Below are 16,248 nucleotides of genomic sequence, written 5' to 3' on the forward strand. Positions count from 1 at the left end.
GTAATGCAGCCTGGATTGAATTGATTGCGATAGCCGCTATCTAAAAAAGATTATCGTGCAGATAGTGAGCCACAGCATCATCTTCATTACTACCAATCACTTCATTGTTTGGTAGCGCTTCTTTCACCTTGTGATGCGAGGTACCCATCACCAACCCTTTGCCGGCCATTTCTAGCATCTCGGCATCATTCATCCCGTCACCAAAGGCGATACAGTTTTCTAGGTTCAGATCTAACGATCTTGCAACGGCTTCAAGCGCGTGACCTTTTGACACTTCAGCAGCCATGACTTCAAGGCACCAAGGTGTTGAGAAAGCAATGTTGAGTTGATCACCAAACTTTTCACGTAGTTTGTTTTCGAACGTCACAAGATGGTCATGGTCTTGCTCTGGGTGAGTGAAGAAAATTTTAGCAATGCCATCATTTGGCGCTGAAGCTGCGTTAAAGCGTTTGTAGCTAAAGCCAGATTCACTGTGGAATTTAGCTAGCATTTCATCCTCTCGATCGAGTAACCAATCTTCGTTTTGATACATGTGGATAAAAATACTTGGATCTTCGCTGATCACATCGATCACTGGCTGCACTAACTCTTGTGGGACATTGTTGCTGTACATCAGTTGATCATTTTGGTCATGAACACGCGCGCCATTAGAGGTAATCATGTAAGCAGGAATACCAGCAATCTCACGGATACCTGCAACGTCGATGTGGTGACGACCCGTCGCAAAGACAAAGGTGAAGCCTTTTTCATGCAGCGCTTTCAGGGTTTGTTTTGAAAACTCGCTCAGCTGGTGGTTTGGTGCGAGTAAAGTGCCATCGAGATCGGAGGCTACAATGTGAAAAGGAGTATCTTTACGTGCTTCGGTCATATCACCCTCGTATGTACAACATGAATTACCTAATAAGGTAGAGGGCTCAGTTTACTTGAACATAAAGGGGAAAAAGAGGGTAAAGATCACCCTCTAGTATTTCCTATTTTAGTACTGCTCGAAAAAGGTCAGTGTGGTATCTAGAGCTTGGTTGCGGTACTCATCTTTTTCAAACAGCAGCTCATGTTTCGCGCCATGCACTATTTTAAAGGCACATTGAGTGTTGGTCCGCGCAAGCTTCTTAATAAATTGGGTTTGAGCTTGGTTAGACACGATCTGATCTTCGCCCGCCTGCATGACCACTAAAGGGACTTTTACATGGCGAGTCATTAGATAGCATTGCTTACAGGCCATCAGTCCTTGCCATACCCAGCGCGTACTTGCGCCACCAATTTTGAGCTCAGGTTGTTGCTCATAGAGATCGCGGAACCAATGATAGCGAACATCACTTTGGCTGAGAAAGTTACCTTCAAACGGTTTAGGAAAATAAGCCACTTGGCCGGGAGCAAATGTTGGTTTGGGATAAATAGCCGTTAACAGCTGGCCTAAAATTGTTGCAATCGGTTTTAGGTGCCAAGGGAGATCGACGCCATACATAGGCGCACTGAGCGAAACCGCATCAAAAGGGTAGTCATAACTTTGAAGGTAGCGCGTGGCAATATTGCCGCCCATGGAGTGACCCAACAGATAACGCTTTTGGTATTGGTCCAAATTGAAATGGTGCAGCAGTTTGTCTAAGTCTTTGACGTAGTCATCGAACTCTTCCACATAGCCCATCTGCTTGTCTTCAATCAGGCGGTCAGACAAACCTTGGCCGCGATGATCGTAAGAATAAATATCGTAACCTTGGCGGAACAGGTCGTAAAACAGTTCTTGATACTTTGCGCAGCACTCAATGCGTCCGTTGACCACAACAATCGCTTTGGTGTGTTCTGGCGCGCTGAGTTTAATCCAGTACAGAGCGGTTTTGTCGAACGATTTTATATAGCCTTCCTCTCTAGACTCCCATAATTTAGCAATATTGCTATTGATTGCTTGCTCAAAATTGGACTCTTGAGTATAAGAAGGAGTAATGTTGAAGCTTGAATCATTCATGGTTGTTAAGCGCCTGATTACGATTTCATTTTTGCGACAGATTTAGATTATGTGTCTCTAGCTGCATTTAGTCGAGGGGAAATACGATGGATATGCATGTTTGGCTTGCTTATGTAGTCACAGCGATTGTTTTTAGCTTAGCTCCGGGGTCTGGTACGGTGAACTCAATCAGTAATGGCTTGAGTTATGGTACGCGACGCTCGTTGGCAGCGATTGCCGGTCTACAGATAGGTCTGACTATCCATATTATGCTCGTTGGCGCGGGTATTGGCGCACTGGTTGCTCAGTCTGCATTCGCCTTTAGTGTGATTAAGTGGGTGGGTGCCGCTTACTTAGTATGGCTTGGTATTCAGAAGTGGCGCGATCACTCTAGCTTAGCAGCCACGGAAGCGACTCAGCACCTATCGAGCATGAGTTTGATGCGCAAAGCGGTATTGATCAACCTGACTAACCCTAAATCGATAGTGTTTTTGGTCGCGCTGTTTCCTCAGTTTCTGGATCCTGCAAAAGACCAGTTAACTCAGCTGCTCGTGCTTGGAGTGACAACCGTGATCATTGATGCGTTTGTTATGTTGGGTTACACCAGTCTCGCAGCGCAGATGGGACGTTTTATTCGTTCAGATAAGATTATGTCGCGTATCAACAAAGTCTTTGGCTCTATGTTTATGGGTTGTGGTGCTCTATTGGCAGCAGCGAAGGCGTAATTCACCATCATGCAAAAACGGATGAGAGACACCTATGTGGCTCGCCAACCTATACTTAATGCCAAGCGGCAAACCTTAGGGTATGAGTTGCTTTTTCGCGACGGTGAGAACAACGCATACCCTGCGCATGTTGAATCCAATCGGGCGACATACCGCCTGATTGTTGAGAACTTTCTTTCCATAGGCACCAATCCAGCCTTGGCGACCTCACGCTGTTTTATCAACTTTCCTCACTCTAGTTTAGTGCGTCTGTTGCCTCTCTCTTTGCCTAAAGAACAAATCGTCGTTGAAGTGTTGGAAACCTGCACACCAAATGACGAGTTGTTTGCAGCAATCAAGCAGATCCACGCTAATGGCTACTTAATTGCATTGGATGATTTTGTTTATAAGCCAGAGTGGGAACGATTTCTGCCCTATGTGCAAATAGTCAAAATCGATATTATGGCGACGGGGCTGGAAGAGTCTTGTGCTTTGGTTAAGGAACGTTTAGCCAAGGGAGTAAAGCGTAAGTTCCTCGCAGAGCGAGTCGAAACTGAGGAAGAGTTTATTGCCACGCGCTCAGCGGGTTTCAGCTTTTTTCAGGGCTACTTTTTCAGCAAACCACAAATCGTCCGTCAACGCTACGTCAGCCCTCAACACGCCATCGCGATGGAGCTGTTTAAAGAGGTGTGTCAGCCGGAAGTGGATTTTGAAAAGGTTGAGCGAATTGTCGCTCGTGATGTTGCGCTGTCGTACAAGCTACTGCGTTTCGTTAATACCATGTCGAATCGCATTGAAGTGCCTATCTCTTCTTTCCGTCAGGCCTTGGTCTACCTTGGTCAAGATAAGCTTAAAATCTTCGTCTCTTTAGCGGTGGCCTCGTTCGTTTCCGCCAACAAGCCGAAAGAAATCTATACCTTATGTCTGCAGCGAGCCCAGTTTTTCTTGCTGATGGCGAATGACAATCCTTTCAACCAATTCCGCGAACAAGCTTTCCTGATTGGGTTACTGTCTTTGTTGGATTCTATGTTGGATATGTCCCTTAAAGACCTAGTGGAGCAACTCCCTTTAGCGGCAGCAATCAAGGTCGCTTTGTTAGAGAGGCAAGGTCCTTTTGGTGACCTTCTCAGGTTGGAAGAGTGCTACGAAAGCGCCGACTGGCAGGGGATGGAAGCCGCGTGTGATCAGTTGAATCTATCACTCAATGAAGTTATGCCGCGTATCTCTCAGGCTCAGCGCTGGAGCCAAGATCTCAACACCATCGTTTAGTTCCTTTATTAAGCTTTTATGACAATGCATATGTCAGGGTTGATCTCAGCTCATTTTTAAATAAATATATACGCATATCCATATATGAGTATGTTTTATGTTACCTCACCAATTCTTTAAGTTGTTGTCTGATGAAACCCGAGTTCGCTGCTTGATGTTGATTATGCGCGAAGAGTGTTTGTGTGTAGGTGAATTGACCGAAGCGCTGCAAGAGAGCCAACCGAAAATTTCTCGTCATCTGGCTCAGCTACGCTCAAATGGCATTTTGGTTGATGTCCGTCAGGGGCAATGGGTGTTCTACCGTTTAGCTGCTGATTTACCGGGATGGATGAAAAAATTGATAGATGATCTTGTTGCTTCTAACTGCCTAAAAACAGAGTACCAACAAGATATTGAACGACTTCATGCAATTCAGGCTCGACCTGTTTGCTGTCAGTAATTAAGAAATAAAAGAGATAGAATTATGGCAATTAAAGTAGGTATTAACGGTTTCGGTCGTATCGGACGTTTAGCGCTTCGCGCAGCTTTTGATTGGCAAGAGCTAGAGTTTGTCCAGATTAATGACGTAGCGGGTGATGCTGCGACGCTCGCGCATCTGTTAGAGTTCGACTCAGTACAAGGCCGCTGGCACCATGAAGTGAAAGCCGAAGGCAACCAAATCTTAATCAATGGTCAGGTTATCAAGACTACGCAGGAGAAAGATATCGATGCGATTGACTGGTCTGGCTGTGACGTAGTGATTGAAGCGACAGGTGTGCATCGTAAAACTTCATTCCTAAACAAGTATCTCGCTCAAGGCGTTAAACGCGTCGTTGTTTCGGCACCCGTTAAAGAACAAGGCATTGCGAACATCGTTGTTGGCGTAAATGACGAGATATTCGACCCAGCAGTACACCAGATTGTCACTGCTGCCTCTTGTACCACTAACTGTATCGCTCCGGTGGTTAAAGTCATCAATGAGAAGCTAGGTATTGAGAACGCTTCGTTCACTACCATTCATGATTTGACCAATACACAAACCATTCTTGATGCGCCGCATAAAGATCTACGTCGTGCGCGTGCTTGCGGTATGAGCTTAATTCCAACCACGACGGGCAGTGCGAAAGCGATTGTTGAGATTTTCCCTGAACTCGAAAATCGCATTAACGGCCATGCTGTACGTGTACCTCTGGCGAACGCTTCTCTTACCGACATCATCTTTGAAGTGAAGCAAGATACCACCGCAGAAGAGGTGAACGCGTTACTTAAAGAAGCATCACAAGGTGAGCTGAAGGGCATTCTCGGCTTTGAAGAGCGTCCATTAGTGTCGATTGACTACAAAGGTGACCAACGCTCTACGATTGTAGACGCACTATCTACCATGTTGGTGGGTAAGCGTATGGTGAAAATCTACGCTTGGTATGACAACGAGATGGGTTATGCAACCCGTACGGCTGAGTTAGTCCGTACCGTTGGCTTGGCATAATACTCCTCATACTGAAGCGGCAACTCCAGTTAGTTTGAATATTGGTTTTAAAAATTTTTTAAGAGATTGATGACGATGACACATCCAACCTGGCAACTCGATGTTGAAAATGGTGCGTTAGTACTTACTCCGTGTCCTGGTACTAAAGGCGTTGAACTAGAGGCTTCTCTTGCGCAGTTAAAAGAGCAAGGCGTAGAAGCGATTGTGACCGCTTTAGACGATGCAGAGCTTGCAAGTAAAGATGTCTCTGAGCTTGGGGCTAAAGCACTGCAACTGGGTATGCAGTGGTTCCAAATTGAGATTGAAGATGATTGCGCTCCAGGTGCTGAGTTTGCCGCTAAGTGGCAAGCCGCTAGCCCGGAGCTGCACAAAATCGTTGATAACGGCGGTAAAGTAGCGATGCACTGTATGGGTGGCTCAGGTCGTACGGGGCTTTTTGCGGCTCACCTATTGCTAGAGAAGCAGTGGAAACTGGAAGATATTGTGCGTGAAGTTCAAGCGCTGCGCCCAGGTGCCTTTACTAAACCAGTCCAAGTTGAGTACATCACCGCAGTAGCGGCCAAATAGTTGGGTCGAGAGCTTTTGGATCATAGGTGTCCAAAAGCTCTATCCGCTGTAACTAGTCGAGGATTTCACCTATGTTCTCTAATCTCAGCAAAAGTGTCCGTCAGTACATGCTGGTGACGTTCAATTACTGGAACTTCACCATTACTGACGGTGCTCTGCGTATGCTGGTGGTGCTGTATTTCTATGACTTAGGTTATAGCTCGCTAGAGATCGCTTCACTGTTCCTTTTCTATGAATTTTTTGGTGTCGTGACCAATTTGATTGGTGGCTGGCTTGGCGCGAGGTTGGGTCTCAATAAGACCATGAACCTCGGTTTAGGAATGCAGATCGTGGCGTTGACTATGTTAGCAGTGCCACATGCTTGGCTGACCATACCTTGGGTTATGACCGCTCAAGCCCTGTCTGGTATCGCTAAAGATCTCAACAAGATGAGCGCCAAGAGCTCAATCAAAACCTTAGTTCCGGATGAGCAGCAGGGTGCGTTGTACAAATGGATAGCGATCTTAACGGGCTCTAAGAATGCTCTTAAAGGTGCAGGCTTCTTTGTCGGTGGTTTTCTGCTTTCCACCATTGGATTCAAATATGCAGTGTTGACTATGGCTGGGGTGCTGACGCTAGTGTTTATCGGCAGCGTGTTGAGCTTAGAGGCTGATTTAGGTAAAGCGAAAAGCAAACCTAAGTTTAAGCAGATATTCTCCAAGTCGGAGTCGATCAATATCCTTTCCGCTGCACGAATGTTCCTATTTGGTGCGCGTGATGTGTGGTTTGTGATTGCTCTGCCCATCTACCTTGGCAGTGTATTTGGTTGGGATCACTCATGGGTAGGTGGTTTCCTTGCTGTTTGGACGATTGCCTACGGTTTTGTCCAAGGTATCGCCCCTAAGATCACGGGTAAGGCTCAAGGTAAAGTGCCGGATGGCCATGCCGCTATGTTATGGGCAGGTGGGCTTGCCATTGTCACGGCGGGTATCGCCTATGCCGTACAAGTTGGTTGGCAGCCACAATTAGTGATTGTTGGAGGCTTGATGGTTTTCGGTGCTATTTTTGCCGTCAACTCTTCGCTGCACTCTTATCTGATCGTCAGCTATGCAAAAGGCGATGGTGTATCGCTTGATGTCGGTTTCTACTATATGGCTAATGCGATGGGGCGTTTGATTGGTACTATCCTTTCAGGGTTTGTGTTCCAGATGGCCGGTTTAGCTGCGTGCTTATGGGTCTCTTTTGCTTTCCTTGCTTTGACGACCATCATTTCGATTAAGCTACCTAAGATTAAACAAATCGCGACAGCGTAGAAATTTCCTACTGTTTCATGACTAAAAGCTGACCAAGGTAATACTTAGGTCAGCTTTTTTATTGCTATATTCAATAGGTTATTAGTACAAGGGGAGTGGCATGAGAGAAAGAGTTCTGTTTTTTGACTTACTGCGATGCGTAGCTGCGGTTGCGGTGATTGCGATTCACGTTCTTGCTCCGTACCGCCACGAACTTGGGCAGATCCCTTTTGGCGAGTGGGCCACTGCTGTCGGCGTGAATAGCGTCAGCCGTTGGGCGGTGCCAGTCTTTATCCTTATTACAGGCGCTTTGATGCTCAGTGATACACGCCCCTTCGATGGCAAATATTATGTCAAAAGGCGCTTGGGCAAAGTCCTTGTTCCATTCTTAGTTTGGTCATTGTTCTACGCTTATCTATCAGGCTGGAGTATCAACGGCTTTGATGCTTTGGAGGCTAAACAGGTACTTGCTGATAGTGCGACCCATGCGACTTATTACCACCTAGGGTTCTTCTATTATTTTATCCCACTCTATTTTGTGATTCCGTTTTTCCAATATGTGGTTAGGCAATATGGCGATAGCGCTCTATATGCCTTTGTCGCTATTTGGTTAGCGACGAGCTTACTGTTTTTACTAAGAGTAGATGGGCCTTGGAGTCATGAACTATGGCTATACAGTGGCTATCTTCCGCTTGGATACTTGCTGTATCAGCGAGTGCCACTCACTAAGTCTTATGTTGCTCTATTCACGTTACTTGGGGCAGCGGCACTATTTACTACCGGCTATATGGTGATCACTGACAGTATCGCGGCGCAGGAGTACACAGTCGGTCGATGGCTTTCGTATAAGACACTGAATGTTATTCTTGCGGCGAGTATGATTTTTATGCTTTGTCGTTACTTTGGCGAAGGGCTTTCACAAAAGTCTAATCAGGTGATTGGATTTATCAGCAAAAACAGCCTAGGTATCTATATTCTGCATCCGATTTTTCTTTGGCCAATGAAAGAGCTTGGTTGGCATCAAGGCCATCCGGCTTGGGTCATTCCGCTATGGATAGTGTTAAGCGGTGCGGGGGCATTGGCCTTAAGTTGGTTGCTTTCTCAATCTTCGCGTACGCGCTGGTTATTGCCTTAGCGCTTCATGGCGAAGTGAAGAAACTTGTCACCTTGGTAGGTTAGCGTGCCTTGATCGCCAGGGTTTAGAGCGTGGAAATAGTGGATGCCTACCTGAAACTCGCGCTTTGGCCCAATACGACCTTTCTGGACATAAATCCAATACTCTTGGTCATCTTGGCCTGGCTCGGCATCTTCGACCGCAATTGACTGCTTGTCGAGAACGGTGACTTCTGCGGTTTGTTCTGGTGCGTTTTCACCTTGAATATGCTTGCGATAGAAATGAACAAACGCCCAGCCACTCGCCAAAGCGAAGATCACGATAAAAGCAAACAATAATGGTAGCGACATGGTGTGGGCTCTCTTTCTCTCATCTCCTTTATAGTTTATCGACATTCTATAGATTGTGTTGGGCACGGCTCTTGCTGTATGAACAAAGTGATCAATAGCATAAGAATCTTCGACGCATATCACATGCCAATAAGTTGTATGAGCGCGTGTTTCTGTTTAGCTATTGATTCTTTTACACAAATTTACTTGAAACTTGCACAAAAAGTGGGACAGTAGATAGAAGAAAGATCAAACACCCCCTAAACTTAATAGCGATGGAGGGAAACTATGTCTGATATTGAAAAAGTGGTCACTCGAACACGTAGACTCGAGAAGCTCCTCCGAACGCAATATCATGCTGACGGTAAGGGAATGCACCAGCTTATTACTAGTTGTGAAGAGCGCTTGCCTCATGATGTGATTGATAAGCTGAGATATATCGCGACAATTCGTAACAAAGTGGTTCACGAAGAGGATTTTAAGCTCGATAGTCGTCGAGACTTTCTCACTGTGTGTGATGAATGTGAAAAAGAGCTTACACCAAGAAGCAGTCGATTTATTTGGAGAGCAGCAATTACCTTGATGACGCTAATAACTTTGGCGGCATTACTCTTTTATTATGCGCATTGGGATATTCTATCGAAGCATTTATAGCTTAAGCTTTAAAAATGGCACTTTTCATAAGTGCCATTTTTTTAACCAGTTGACTAACTTTTGATAGATAAATGAGTGCCAAGTCACCAGAAAGTAAAAAGGGACGCAATCGCGTCCCTTTTTGTTTTTGTCTATTTCTCTTAGTACATCATCGGCAGTGTCATTAGGCCAACGACTACTGCGATCATTACAAGTCCTTGTTTTTGTGAAGAAGAAATCATAGCACTGCTCCTTAAATTTGATGTTTTACGATATATTTTAAAGAATAGCAGCTTTTTGATGGTTAGATCAAGCCATTTAATGGATAAGCCTTAAAAAAGTAACTTTTCTTACTTTGATTGAGGCTATTTGTCGTCACTATTTTGATTTTTAATGATTGAGTTTGTGTGTAAAAACTAGACATTAGTCACCTGGATATGATTATAACTTGTTGTTTCTGTTGGATTTTATTTGTGTTTCAAACTTGTTGCTGCACTAATCTTGTAAGTTTTGAGTGCTTGGATCTTCTTAGGTTGGCTGGGTGTCAGTTTACAGTCTTATGACTTAATTCTGGCGTTGTTTTAAATAACGAGGCATAAATAATGTGGCCTTAGTGTCTTTGGCTTAACATTAAAAATACAAAACAGGATTTTGTTTACCTTTTTGCTTGTGTTAAGTGTTTGTTTTGTTTGGGTAATTGCTCTGTTCTTGTTGGTGTTGATTGGAATATTTGTTTTTTTGCCAGTTTAGTTGGTTAGATATGAGCTAGGTTCTAAACACTAAGTCATTATGAGCAGGTTGGTCTAAGTTGGTGCTTGGCTAGAATATCTTAGGGCTAGCTCTAGAGAGGTATTAGTATTATCGAGATCCAAGTTTTGCCTTTTGGCGGTAGACATCTATGACTCTCTGCCTACACTAGCAGCTCATTTTTATTGAGGTGTTCGAATGTGGAGCTGGCTATCTGTTGCCCTTTCTGGGTATATCAGTATTTCCGCTAATGAAAGTAATCACATAAGACAAGCAGCGATGTTTAAAACTATGTCGCTACTGATGCTACTCGTGATGCTCTGGAGCCAACAAGGGCTTGTAGGAGCGGCCGCTTGGTGGGTATCACTCGGTCTTATCATTTCAATGTTTGCTGATGGACTCTACATCTTTAAAAAACACCTTAAGCTCTGCTTTGCTGGTTTTATTGCTGCGCAGCTTTGCTATAGCGCATCGTTTTGGTTCAAGCTTTCTGGCGAGATTGTTTGGTGGCTGCCAGCGATGTTGCTCGGTATAGGCGTGGTGAGTTTTTTCTTACTGTTGCCTAAAATCGACCGATTGATTTTTCCTGTGGTAATGATGGGCATTGTCTTGCTGCAACTAAACTGGGCGGCAGGGGAAGTGTGGTTAATTAATGGTGGTCTTGCTAGCCTTGCTGGGTTTATTGGTTCTATTACCTTAACGTTCTCAGCCGCTTTGTTAGCCATTCATGATTACCGACACTCTATAGCTAAAGGCCGTTATCTTATATCTGGTAGCTACCTACTCGCGCACTCTTTAATTACTGCGTCACTGATTATCTAAAATCAAAGAAACTTTTCTAATTGAAGGTATCCTCAATGCAAACACATTATTGAGGATGGTTCATGTCAACTGAAATTCATGCCCATAACGTTCTAAACTTGCTAAGAGAACGCCCGATGTCTAAGCCTGAGCTCGAACAGGCGGTAAGTGAAGTATTTGGTGAGCAAGCGCGTTTTCGTACTTGTAAGTGCAATGGCTTCAACCTTGATACCTTGCTTGAGTTCTTCATTGAGCGCGAAAAAGTGATCGTTAAGGATGGAATTTGGAGTGTTAATGCTGAGCGAGTGTGTAGCCATTAGGTTAGCCAACTCCTTGCGTATGTCGATACTCATTTTATTGGCAAGATAAATTGCACTGATGCCTCCAAATCCTTGAACGAGATTGCTATACTTCGCCGACTTTTTATGCGCTTAGATTTATCCCGTTTTTTGGAGGCTTTTTATGGACATACTTTCCGCAGCGACCATGTTGTTCTTAATCATGGATCCGCTTGGCAATCTTCCTATTGTCCTATCTATCCTGAAACACTTAGATCCTAAACGTAGACGTAAAGTCCTGGTTCGTGAGTTATTCTTTGCGCTAGGCATCTTGCTGCTGTTCTTGTTCGCAGGTAAGAGCATTCTCAATTTCTTACATGTCCAGCCAGAAACGTTAAGTATCTCGGGTGGTATTATCCTGTTTATCATCGCCATTAAGATGATTTTCCCAAGCGGCGGTAGTATTACTGGCCTAGCAGCAGGTGAAGAGCCGTTTATTGTGCCTATGGCAATTCCAATGATTGCTGGTCCGTCTGTGATTGCTGCATTATTACTGCTTTCTAGCCAACACCCAGATAATCTAATTGAGTTATCAGCGGCGGTTTTACTGGCGTGGGGGGTAACCTTCTTTATCTTAATGTTCTATAACTTCTTCCACCGTATTTTGGGAGAGAGGGGCTTAAAAGCGGTAGAACGTTTGATGGGATTACTACTGATTATGATCTCGACTCAGATGTTCCTAGATGGCGTTAAAGGCTACCTAGGCTAGAATAGACAGAGAAAAAAATGCCGCTTTAAACAGCGGCATTTTTTGTGTTCTTAAGTCATGTACTTACGACGGATATCGAGTAAGGCAAAAATACCAAAGATCAGAATTGACCACTTTTCCCATCTACTCATCTTAATTTTGTCGCCAAAGGCACCAATGAAAATCGCCATTTGTAGTCCGTGCATAATAAATAGGAATGCAGTCATGATGTAGAGTGCAATGGCTGCTTTACCTGGAAAAGGCATGAAAAAATTAAGAATAAGAATAAACCAAACGAACCCAATCGCGGCTTTAGCTAACATAATCAGTGCTTTCATTAATAAACGTTCCTTATTCGCTTTGTTGTCTTTCAAACAGTCTGAAACTGACCTGACCTGCGTTCTTTTCTCTGTGTAAATGCCAGTGGGCAGGGATTCCGTCAAGGCTCAGCTCTTTCTCTGTTTCAACATAGATCATCGCATCTTCGGCTAACCAGCCATTTTTCTCAAGTAGGGAAATTGTTTCGTTAAGTAACCCTTTACGAAAGGGGGGATCAATAAACACGACATGATGCGGGGTTCCAGGTTGCTTTAAATAGCTTAGCGCATCAGTGTTGTGGGCCTGAAGGTTAGTCGCTTTCAATGCCGCGATGTTCTTCTTAATTTGATTGAATGCATTAGTATTGAGCTCGACCATAGTCACTATTTCAGCTTGGCGAGAGGCCGCTTCAAAGCCCAGCCCACCTGAACCGGCAAACAAATCTAGGCATTTTGCACGAGGAATGTCCTGTGCCAGCCAGTTAAATAGCGTCTCTTTTACGCGATCGGTTGTCGGTCTTAATCCTTCAGCATCATGAACGGGGAGTTTACGTCCTCTCCATAAGCCGCTAATAATACGAACAAAGCCAGTTGAAGGCTTTTTTTGTGATGTGTTTTGCTGGCGACGTCTTACCATAGATTTTTTGACCGCTAATAAAGTGATACTATAGCCAGTCGCTCTGCTGTGAGCGCTAACATACAGCCCAAATTTGTTGATGACAAAGTGTATACCATCCCATAGGTAGTTAAAAACTTTTCACTGTGTTGTCATTTTTCTTTTCTGCGCGTGGATAATCCGGGCGGAAAAGAGTCTGAGTTAAAATAAGACGATCTAGGATAGCCCCAGATGACGGAAAAAAAGAAGCGCGGATTACTTTCTTGGCTTGGTTTCGGCGATGAAGAGCAAACCAAGCAACCCGCTGAAGAACAACAAAATACCATTGAAGATGCTGTCGAAGAGGCACCAGTTGTTGACGAGCAAGTTGAACAACCTAAAACTGTACTAGCAGAAGCAGAAGCAGAAGCAGAAGCAGAAGCAGAAGCAGAAGCAGAAGCAGAAGCAGAAGCAGAAGCAGAAGCAGAAGCAGAAGCAGAAGCAGAAGCAGAAGCAGAAGCAGAAGCAGAAGCAGAAGAGGTAGTTGAAGTTGTCGAGCAGCCAGCTGAGCCACGTGTCGTTGAACAAGATAAACCGACAGAAAGCTTCTTCGCTCGCTTAAAACGCAGCTTGGCTCGTACTAAAGCCAATATTGGCGCAGGTTTCTTCGGCTTGTTTAAAGACAAGCAAATCGACGATGAGCTATTTGAAGAGTTGGAAGAGCAGTTGCTTATTGCTGATGTGGGTATGGATACCACGCTCAAGATCATCGATAACCTGACCGAGAAAGCGTCCCGACAGGATCTTAAAGATGGTGAAGCTCTATACGGCTTGCTCAAAGAAGAGATGGCAGAGATCCTATCTAATGTTGAGAAGCCACTGGAAGTCGATACCTCTAAAACCCCTTACGTGATTCTTATGGTCGGTGTTAACGGGGTTGGTAAAACGACAACCATTGGTAAGCTAGCGAAAAAGTTCCAAGCTGAAGGCAAAAAAGTCATGCTTGCTGCGGGTGATACTTTCCGTGCCGCGGCGGTTGAACAGCTACAAGTTTGGGGGGAGCGAAACAACGTCCCTGTTGTCGCGCAGCATACTGGCGCAGATAGTGCTTCCGTTATCTATGATGCAATTGAATCAGCCAAAGCGAAAGGCGTTGATGTGGTTATCGCTGATACTGCGGGCCGCCTGCAGAACAAAGCGAACTTGATGGAAGAACTGCGTAAGATCGTTCGTGTAATGCAGAAGGTCGATGGTTCTGCACCGCATGAAATTATGCTGACTTTGGATGCAGGTACCGGTCAAAACGCTATCAGCCAAGCCAAACTGTTTAGTGATGTCGCGCCGCTAACGGGTATTACCCTTACTAAGTTAGACGGTACCGCGAAAGGTGGCGTGATCTTCGCACTTGCCGATCAGTTCCAAATTCCAATTCGATACATTGGTGTGGGTGAAGGGATTGATGATCTGCGCCCATTTGAAACTCAAGAGTTTATTGATGCGCTGTTTAGCCGCGAAGACTAATCCCCGTCATATTTGAAGCTGCAGCGTTGTTGACGGGATCAATTCCGCCCTAATCAAATAGAGCACCTTTGCTCATAGGGCTGAATGGATTTGTCGCCTAGCTGCACTCCAACTATTTAGGGGATAAATACAATAGAGAAGTTCATAAGAGGGATTTCGGGTGATAAAATTTCAGCAAGTGAGTAAGGCTTATCGTGGTGGGCGACAAGCCTTACAGAAGGTCGATTTTCATCTTCGTCGTGGTGAAATGGCTTTTCTTGGCGGACATTCAGGTGCCGGGAAAAGTACCCTGCTAAAGTTAATCTGTGCCATTGAGCGACCTACGGATGGCAAAATCAGCTTTAATGACCACGATATCACTCGAATTCCTAACAAGGATATTCCCTTCCTACGTCGTAATATTGGCATTGTGTTTCAGGACCATCGTTTGCTGATGGATCGAAGCGTGTTTGATAACGTCGCTTTGCCAATGCGAATAGAGTCAATCTCTGAGAACGAAATTAAGCGTCGAGTATCTGCGGCTCTGGATAAGACGGGGCTGTTGGACAAAGCGAAATGCTTGCCAAGCCAACTATCTGGTGGTGAACAGCAGCGTGTCGGTATCGCGCGTGCTGTGGTTAATAGACCAACTTTACTATTAGCGGATGAACCTACCGGAAATTTAGATCCAGAACTCTCTAGTCGGGTACTGAAGCTATTTGAAGAGTTTAACCGTGCTGGTGTCACCATCCTATTAGCAACGCACGATATTGGGTTAGTGAACACTCGCCCACAATACCGCCATCTAGAGCTAAACCAAGGTTTTTTGAGTGAGGTGGAAGATTATGGGCACTAATAAGCGTAACAAAAACGCCAACGCCTCTCGTGCTAAAAATCGCGTCAAGAAAGACAGCTTTTTCACGGTTCATTTCAAGCAAGCTAGACTTTCTCTCGCTGAATTTTGGCAGCGGCCACTGGGTAATATTCTTACTTTAGCGGTTATCTCGATGGCATTAGCCATGCCTTCTGCTTTGTACCTATTGGGTAAGAATATTTCTGCTGCTTCAACCAATGTAACCAGTCCGTCGCAAGTAAGTGCTTACATAGAAGAGCGCACACCTGAAGCACGGATCATGGTCCTCAAAGATGAACTAGAAACATCGCTTGATGTGGCTAAAGTTGAATACATCTCCCCGCAGCAAGGTCTCGATGACCTCAGCCAATACTCCGGCTTTGAAGAGGCACTGAGCTTGTTAGACGATTACGCATTGCCCGGCGTATTGGTGATTACACCGAGTAAAGATGATAAACAAGCGATTAAACGTCTCGCTGAGCGCGTCGCTAATGAAGAAGGTATTACCGATGTTCGCTTGGATGAAGATTGGTTAACGCGACTCGACGCGATCAAAAATCTGGTCAGTGGCATCGTGATTACCTTATCAGTATTGATGCTAGGTTCAGTGTTCTTAATTGTCGGCAACACATTACGCTTTAACGTGTTAGCCAATAAAGAAGAGATACAAACTATGAAGCTTATAGGGGCGACCAATAGCTATATTCTTCGCCCATATTTGTACTCTGGTATGTGGTTTGGTCTGCTAGGTGCGATTACAGCCTGGGTTTTAACAGCGGTAATTACAGTTCTACTTAATAGCAGCGTAGAAAAGTTGGCGCTTCTGTATGATAGCCACTTCAGATTGGTGGGTCTAAGTTGGGATGAGTCTTTACTGCTGGTGATGCTAGGAACCTTCCTTGGCTGTTTAGCGGCAAAGGTTTCAGCGCAGCGTCATCTCAAAGAAATTGAACCCGTTTAATTGAACCGGATTATTTTGTTGTTGTCATACTATTGAAAAAAGTAGACGCTACCGTATACTTTTCCTCTTGTATAGACGAATTGTTTATGCATAATAACCTTCCCCTGCTTGAAACCTGTTCATTTTAGGTTCAAGATTGGTGGGCTAAAACATA

General features: G+C 44.8%; 19 protein-coding genes. 14 read left to right on the forward strand and 5 right to left on the reverse strand.

All coding sequences use genetic code 11. The features are described 5' to 3' along the window. Nucleotides 1-40 precede the first annotated feature (40 nt). The gene (locus tag AC6R00_RS05445) at nucleotides 41-868 is read right to left on the reverse strand and encodes a Cof-type HAD-IIB family hydrolase (RefSeq protein ID WP_500639590.1); all 828 of its coding nucleotides are present in this window, start codon (nucleotides 866-868) and stop codon (nucleotides 41-43) included. Between the two features lie 108 nt (nucleotides 869-976). Further along, on the reverse strand, nucleotides 977-1,963 hold the full coding sequence (locus AC6R00_RS05450) for an alpha/beta fold hydrolase (protein ID WP_500639591.1): 987 nt from the start codon (nucleotides 1,961-1,963) through the stop codon (nucleotides 977-979). An 86-nt stretch (nucleotides 1,964-2,049) separates the two neighbouring features. Between AC6R00_RS05450 and rhtB the strand changes: the two genes are divergently transcribed. The 7 genes from rhtB (at nucleotide 2,050) to AC6R00_RS05485 (ending at nucleotide 8,353) form a co-directional block, all read left to right on the forward strand. Continuing rightward, nucleotides 2,050-2,667 carry a homoserine/homoserine lactone efflux protein gene (rhtB, locus tag AC6R00_RS05455; protein WP_004745030.1) on the forward strand — a complete coding sequence of 206 codons (618 nt, stop codon included), beginning with the start codon at nucleotides 2,050-2,052 and terminating at the stop codon, nucleotides 2,665-2,667. A gap of 21 nt (nucleotides 2,668-2,688) precedes the next feature. Further along, nucleotides 2,689-3,915 (forward strand): EAL and HDOD domain-containing protein, encoded by a 1,227-nt coding sequence (locus AC6R00_RS05460; protein ID WP_272787176.1) that lies wholly within the window; start codon nucleotides 2,689-2,691, stop codon nucleotides 3,913-3,915. Between the two features lie 97 nt (nucleotides 3,916-4,012). After that, a complete protein-coding gene (locus AC6R00_RS05465) occupies nucleotides 4,013-4,354 on the forward strand; it encodes a metalloregulator ArsR/SmtB family transcription factor (RefSeq protein ID WP_004745032.1) in 342 nt (113 codons plus the stop codon). A gap of 24 nt (nucleotides 4,355-4,378) precedes the next feature. Beyond that, complete coding sequence (locus AC6R00_RS05470) at nucleotides 4,379-5,380, forward strand: ArsJ-associated glyceraldehyde-3-phosphate dehydrogenase (protein ID WP_500639592.1); 1,002 nt, start codon at nucleotides 4,379-4,381, stop codon at nucleotides 5,378-5,380. A gap of 69 nt (nucleotides 5,381-5,449) precedes the next feature. Continuing rightward, on the forward strand, nucleotides 5,450-5,947 hold the full coding sequence (locus AC6R00_RS05475) for a cyclin-dependent kinase inhibitor 3 family protein (RefSeq protein WP_500639593.1): 498 nt from the start codon (nucleotides 5,450-5,452) through the stop codon (nucleotides 5,945-5,947). 71 nt (nucleotides 5,948-6,018) lie between these two features. Then, a complete protein-coding gene (gene arsJ / locus AC6R00_RS05480) occupies nucleotides 6,019-7,239 on the forward strand; it encodes an organoarsenical effux MFS transporter ArsJ (RefSeq protein WP_500639594.1) in 1,221 nt (406 codons plus the stop codon). Between the two features lie 100 nt (nucleotides 7,240-7,339). Beyond that, nucleotides 7,340-8,353 (forward strand): acyltransferase, encoded by a 1,014-nt coding sequence (locus AC6R00_RS05485; protein WP_500639595.1) that lies wholly within the window; start codon nucleotides 7,340-7,342, stop codon nucleotides 8,351-8,353. Here AC6R00_RS05485 and AC6R00_RS05490 read toward each other — a convergent pair. Further along, entirely contained in the window at nucleotides 8,350-8,682 is a 333-nt protein-coding gene (locus AC6R00_RS05490; protein WP_004745037.1) for a DUF2500 domain-containing protein, read from the reverse strand. The genes AC6R00_RS05485 and AC6R00_RS05490 overlap by 4 nt on opposite strands. A 267-nt stretch (nucleotides 8,683-8,949) precedes the next feature. On the opposite strand from AC6R00_RS05490, the gene AC6R00_RS05495 reads away from it, so the two are divergent. From AC6R00_RS05495 to AC6R00_RS05510, 4 genes are all read left to right on the forward strand, one after another. Then, the gene (locus AC6R00_RS05495; RefSeq protein ID WP_004745038.1) at nucleotides 8,950-9,315 is read left to right on the forward strand and encodes a hypothetical protein; all 366 of its coding nucleotides are present in this window, start codon (nucleotides 8,950-8,952) and stop codon (nucleotides 9,313-9,315) included. Between the two features lie 924 nt (nucleotides 9,316-10,239). Then, on the forward strand, nucleotides 10,240-10,863 hold the full coding sequence (locus tag AC6R00_RS05500; protein ID WP_171325772.1) for a lysoplasmalogenase: 624 nt from the start codon (nucleotides 10,240-10,242) through the stop codon (nucleotides 10,861-10,863). Nucleotides 10,864-10,925: 62 nt separating this feature from the next. Further along, nucleotides 10,926-11,162 carry a YecH family metal-binding protein gene (locus AC6R00_RS05505; protein ID WP_171325770.1) on the forward strand — a complete coding sequence of 79 codons (237 nt, stop codon included), beginning with the start codon at nucleotides 10,926-10,928 and terminating at the stop codon, nucleotides 11,160-11,162. A gap of 142 nt (nucleotides 11,163-11,304) precedes the next feature. Next, nucleotides 11,305-11,889, forward strand: coding sequence for a YhgN family NAAT transporter (locus tag AC6R00_RS05510; protein WP_500639596.1), 585 nt, complete (start codon nucleotides 11,305-11,307; stop codon nucleotides 11,887-11,889). A 50-nt stretch (nucleotides 11,890-11,939) separates the two neighbouring features. Here the strand turns inward: AC6R00_RS05510 and AC6R00_RS05515 are convergent, their stop codons facing one another. Both AC6R00_RS05515 and rsmD read right to left on the reverse strand, forming a co-directional pair. Beyond that, on the reverse strand, nucleotides 11,940-12,206 hold the full coding sequence (locus AC6R00_RS05515; protein WP_500639597.1) for a DUF1145 domain-containing protein: 267 nt from the start codon (nucleotides 12,204-12,206) through the stop codon (nucleotides 11,940-11,942). 13 nt (nucleotides 12,207-12,219) lie between these two features. Continuing rightward, nucleotides 12,220-12,822 (reverse strand): 16S rRNA (guanine(966)-N(2))-methyltransferase RsmD, encoded by a 603-nt coding sequence (gene rsmD / locus AC6R00_RS05520; RefSeq protein WP_500639598.1) that lies wholly within the window; start codon nucleotides 12,820-12,822, stop codon nucleotides 12,220-12,222. Nucleotides 12,823-13,032: 210 nt separating this feature from the next. Here rsmD and ftsY point away from each other — a divergent pair, with 210 nt between their 5' ends. The 3 genes from ftsY to ftsX all read left to right on the forward strand — a co-directional run bounded on the left by ftsY (nucleotide 13,033) and on the right by ftsX (nucleotide 16,094). Beyond that, nucleotides 13,033-14,301, forward strand: a complete 1,269-nt coding sequence (gene ftsY / locus AC6R00_RS05525; RefSeq protein ID WP_500639599.1) for a signal recognition particle-docking protein FtsY — start codon at nucleotides 13,033-13,035, stop codon at nucleotides 14,299-14,301. A 160-nt stretch (nucleotides 14,302-14,461) separates the two neighbouring features. Further along, entirely contained in the window at nucleotides 14,462-15,136 is a 675-nt protein-coding gene (ftsE, locus tag AC6R00_RS05530; protein ID WP_004745045.1) for a cell division ATP-binding protein FtsE, read from the forward strand. Beyond that, a complete protein-coding gene (ftsX, locus tag AC6R00_RS05535; protein ID WP_500639600.1) occupies nucleotides 15,126-16,094 on the forward strand; it encodes a permease-like cell division protein FtsX in 969 nt (322 codons plus the stop codon). Before ftsE ends, ftsX begins: the two co-directional genes overlap by 11 nt. Nucleotides 16,095-16,248 lie beyond the last annotated feature (154 nt).

The sequence above is a fragment of the Vibrio sp. R10-SF1-ISO8 genome (genome assembly GCF_059833805.1).

What these genes read in the sequence shown, in the direction of transcription:
- AC6R00_RS05445 (WP_500639590.1), bottom strand. Translation starts at nt 868, where the DNA reads ATGACCGAAGCACGTAAAGATACTCCTTTTCACATTGTAGCCTCCGAT.
- AC6R00_RS05450 (WP_500639591.1), bottom strand. Translation starts at nt 1,963, where the DNA reads ATGAATGATTCAAGCTTCAACATTACTCCTTCTTATACTCAAGAGTCC.
- rhtB (WP_004745030.1), top strand. Translation starts at nt 2,050, where the DNA reads ATGGATATGCATGTTTGGCTTGCTTATGTAGTCACAGCGATTGTTTTT.
- AC6R00_RS05460 (WP_272787176.1), top strand. Translation starts at nt 2,689, where the DNA reads ATGAGAGACACCTATGTGGCTCGCCAACCTATACTTAATGCCAAGCGG.
- AC6R00_RS05465 (WP_004745032.1), top strand. Translation starts at nt 4,013, where the DNA reads ATGTTACCTCACCAATTCTTTAAGTTGTTGTCTGATGAAACCCGAGTT.
- AC6R00_RS05470 (WP_500639592.1), top strand. Translation starts at nt 4,379, where the DNA reads ATGGCAATTAAAGTAGGTATTAACGGTTTCGGTCGTATCGGACGTTTA.
- AC6R00_RS05475 (WP_500639593.1), top strand. Translation starts at nt 5,450, where the DNA reads ATGACGATGACACATCCAACCTGGCAACTCGATGTTGAAAATGGTGCG.
- arsJ (WP_500639594.1), top strand. Translation starts at nt 6,019, where the DNA reads ATGTTCTCTAATCTCAGCAAAAGTGTCCGTCAGTACATGCTGGTGACG.
- AC6R00_RS05485 (WP_500639595.1), top strand. Translation starts at nt 7,340, where the DNA reads ATGAGAGAAAGAGTTCTGTTTTTTGACTTACTGCGATGCGTAGCTGCG.
- AC6R00_RS05490 (WP_004745037.1), bottom strand. Translation starts at nt 8,682, where the DNA reads ATGTCGCTACCATTATTGTTTGCTTTTATCGTGATCTTCGCTTTGGCG.
- AC6R00_RS05495 (WP_004745038.1), top strand. Translation starts at nt 8,950, where the DNA reads ATGTCTGATATTGAAAAAGTGGTCACTCGAACACGTAGACTCGAGAAG.
- AC6R00_RS05500 (WP_171325772.1), top strand. Translation starts at nt 10,240, where the DNA reads ATGTGGAGCTGGCTATCTGTTGCCCTTTCTGGGTATATCAGTATTTCC.
- AC6R00_RS05505 (WP_171325770.1), top strand. Translation starts at nt 10,926, where the DNA reads ATGTCAACTGAAATTCATGCCCATAACGTTCTAAACTTGCTAAGAGAA.
- AC6R00_RS05510 (WP_500639596.1), top strand. Translation starts at nt 11,305, where the DNA reads ATGGACATACTTTCCGCAGCGACCATGTTGTTCTTAATCATGGATCCG.
- AC6R00_RS05515 (WP_500639597.1), bottom strand. Translation starts at nt 12,206, where the DNA reads ATGAAAGCACTGATTATGTTAGCTAAAGCCGCGATTGGGTTCGTTTGG.
- rsmD (WP_500639598.1), bottom strand. Translation starts at nt 12,822, where the DNA reads ATGGTAAGACGTCGCCAGCAAAACACATCACAAAAAAAGCCTTCAACT.
- ftsY (WP_500639599.1), top strand. Translation starts at nt 13,033, where the DNA reads ATGACGGAAAAAAAGAAGCGCGGATTACTTTCTTGGCTTGGTTTCGGC.
- ftsX (WP_500639600.1), top strand. Translation starts at nt 15,126, where the DNA reads ATGGGCACTAATAAGCGTAACAAAAACGCCAACGCCTCTCGTGCTAAA.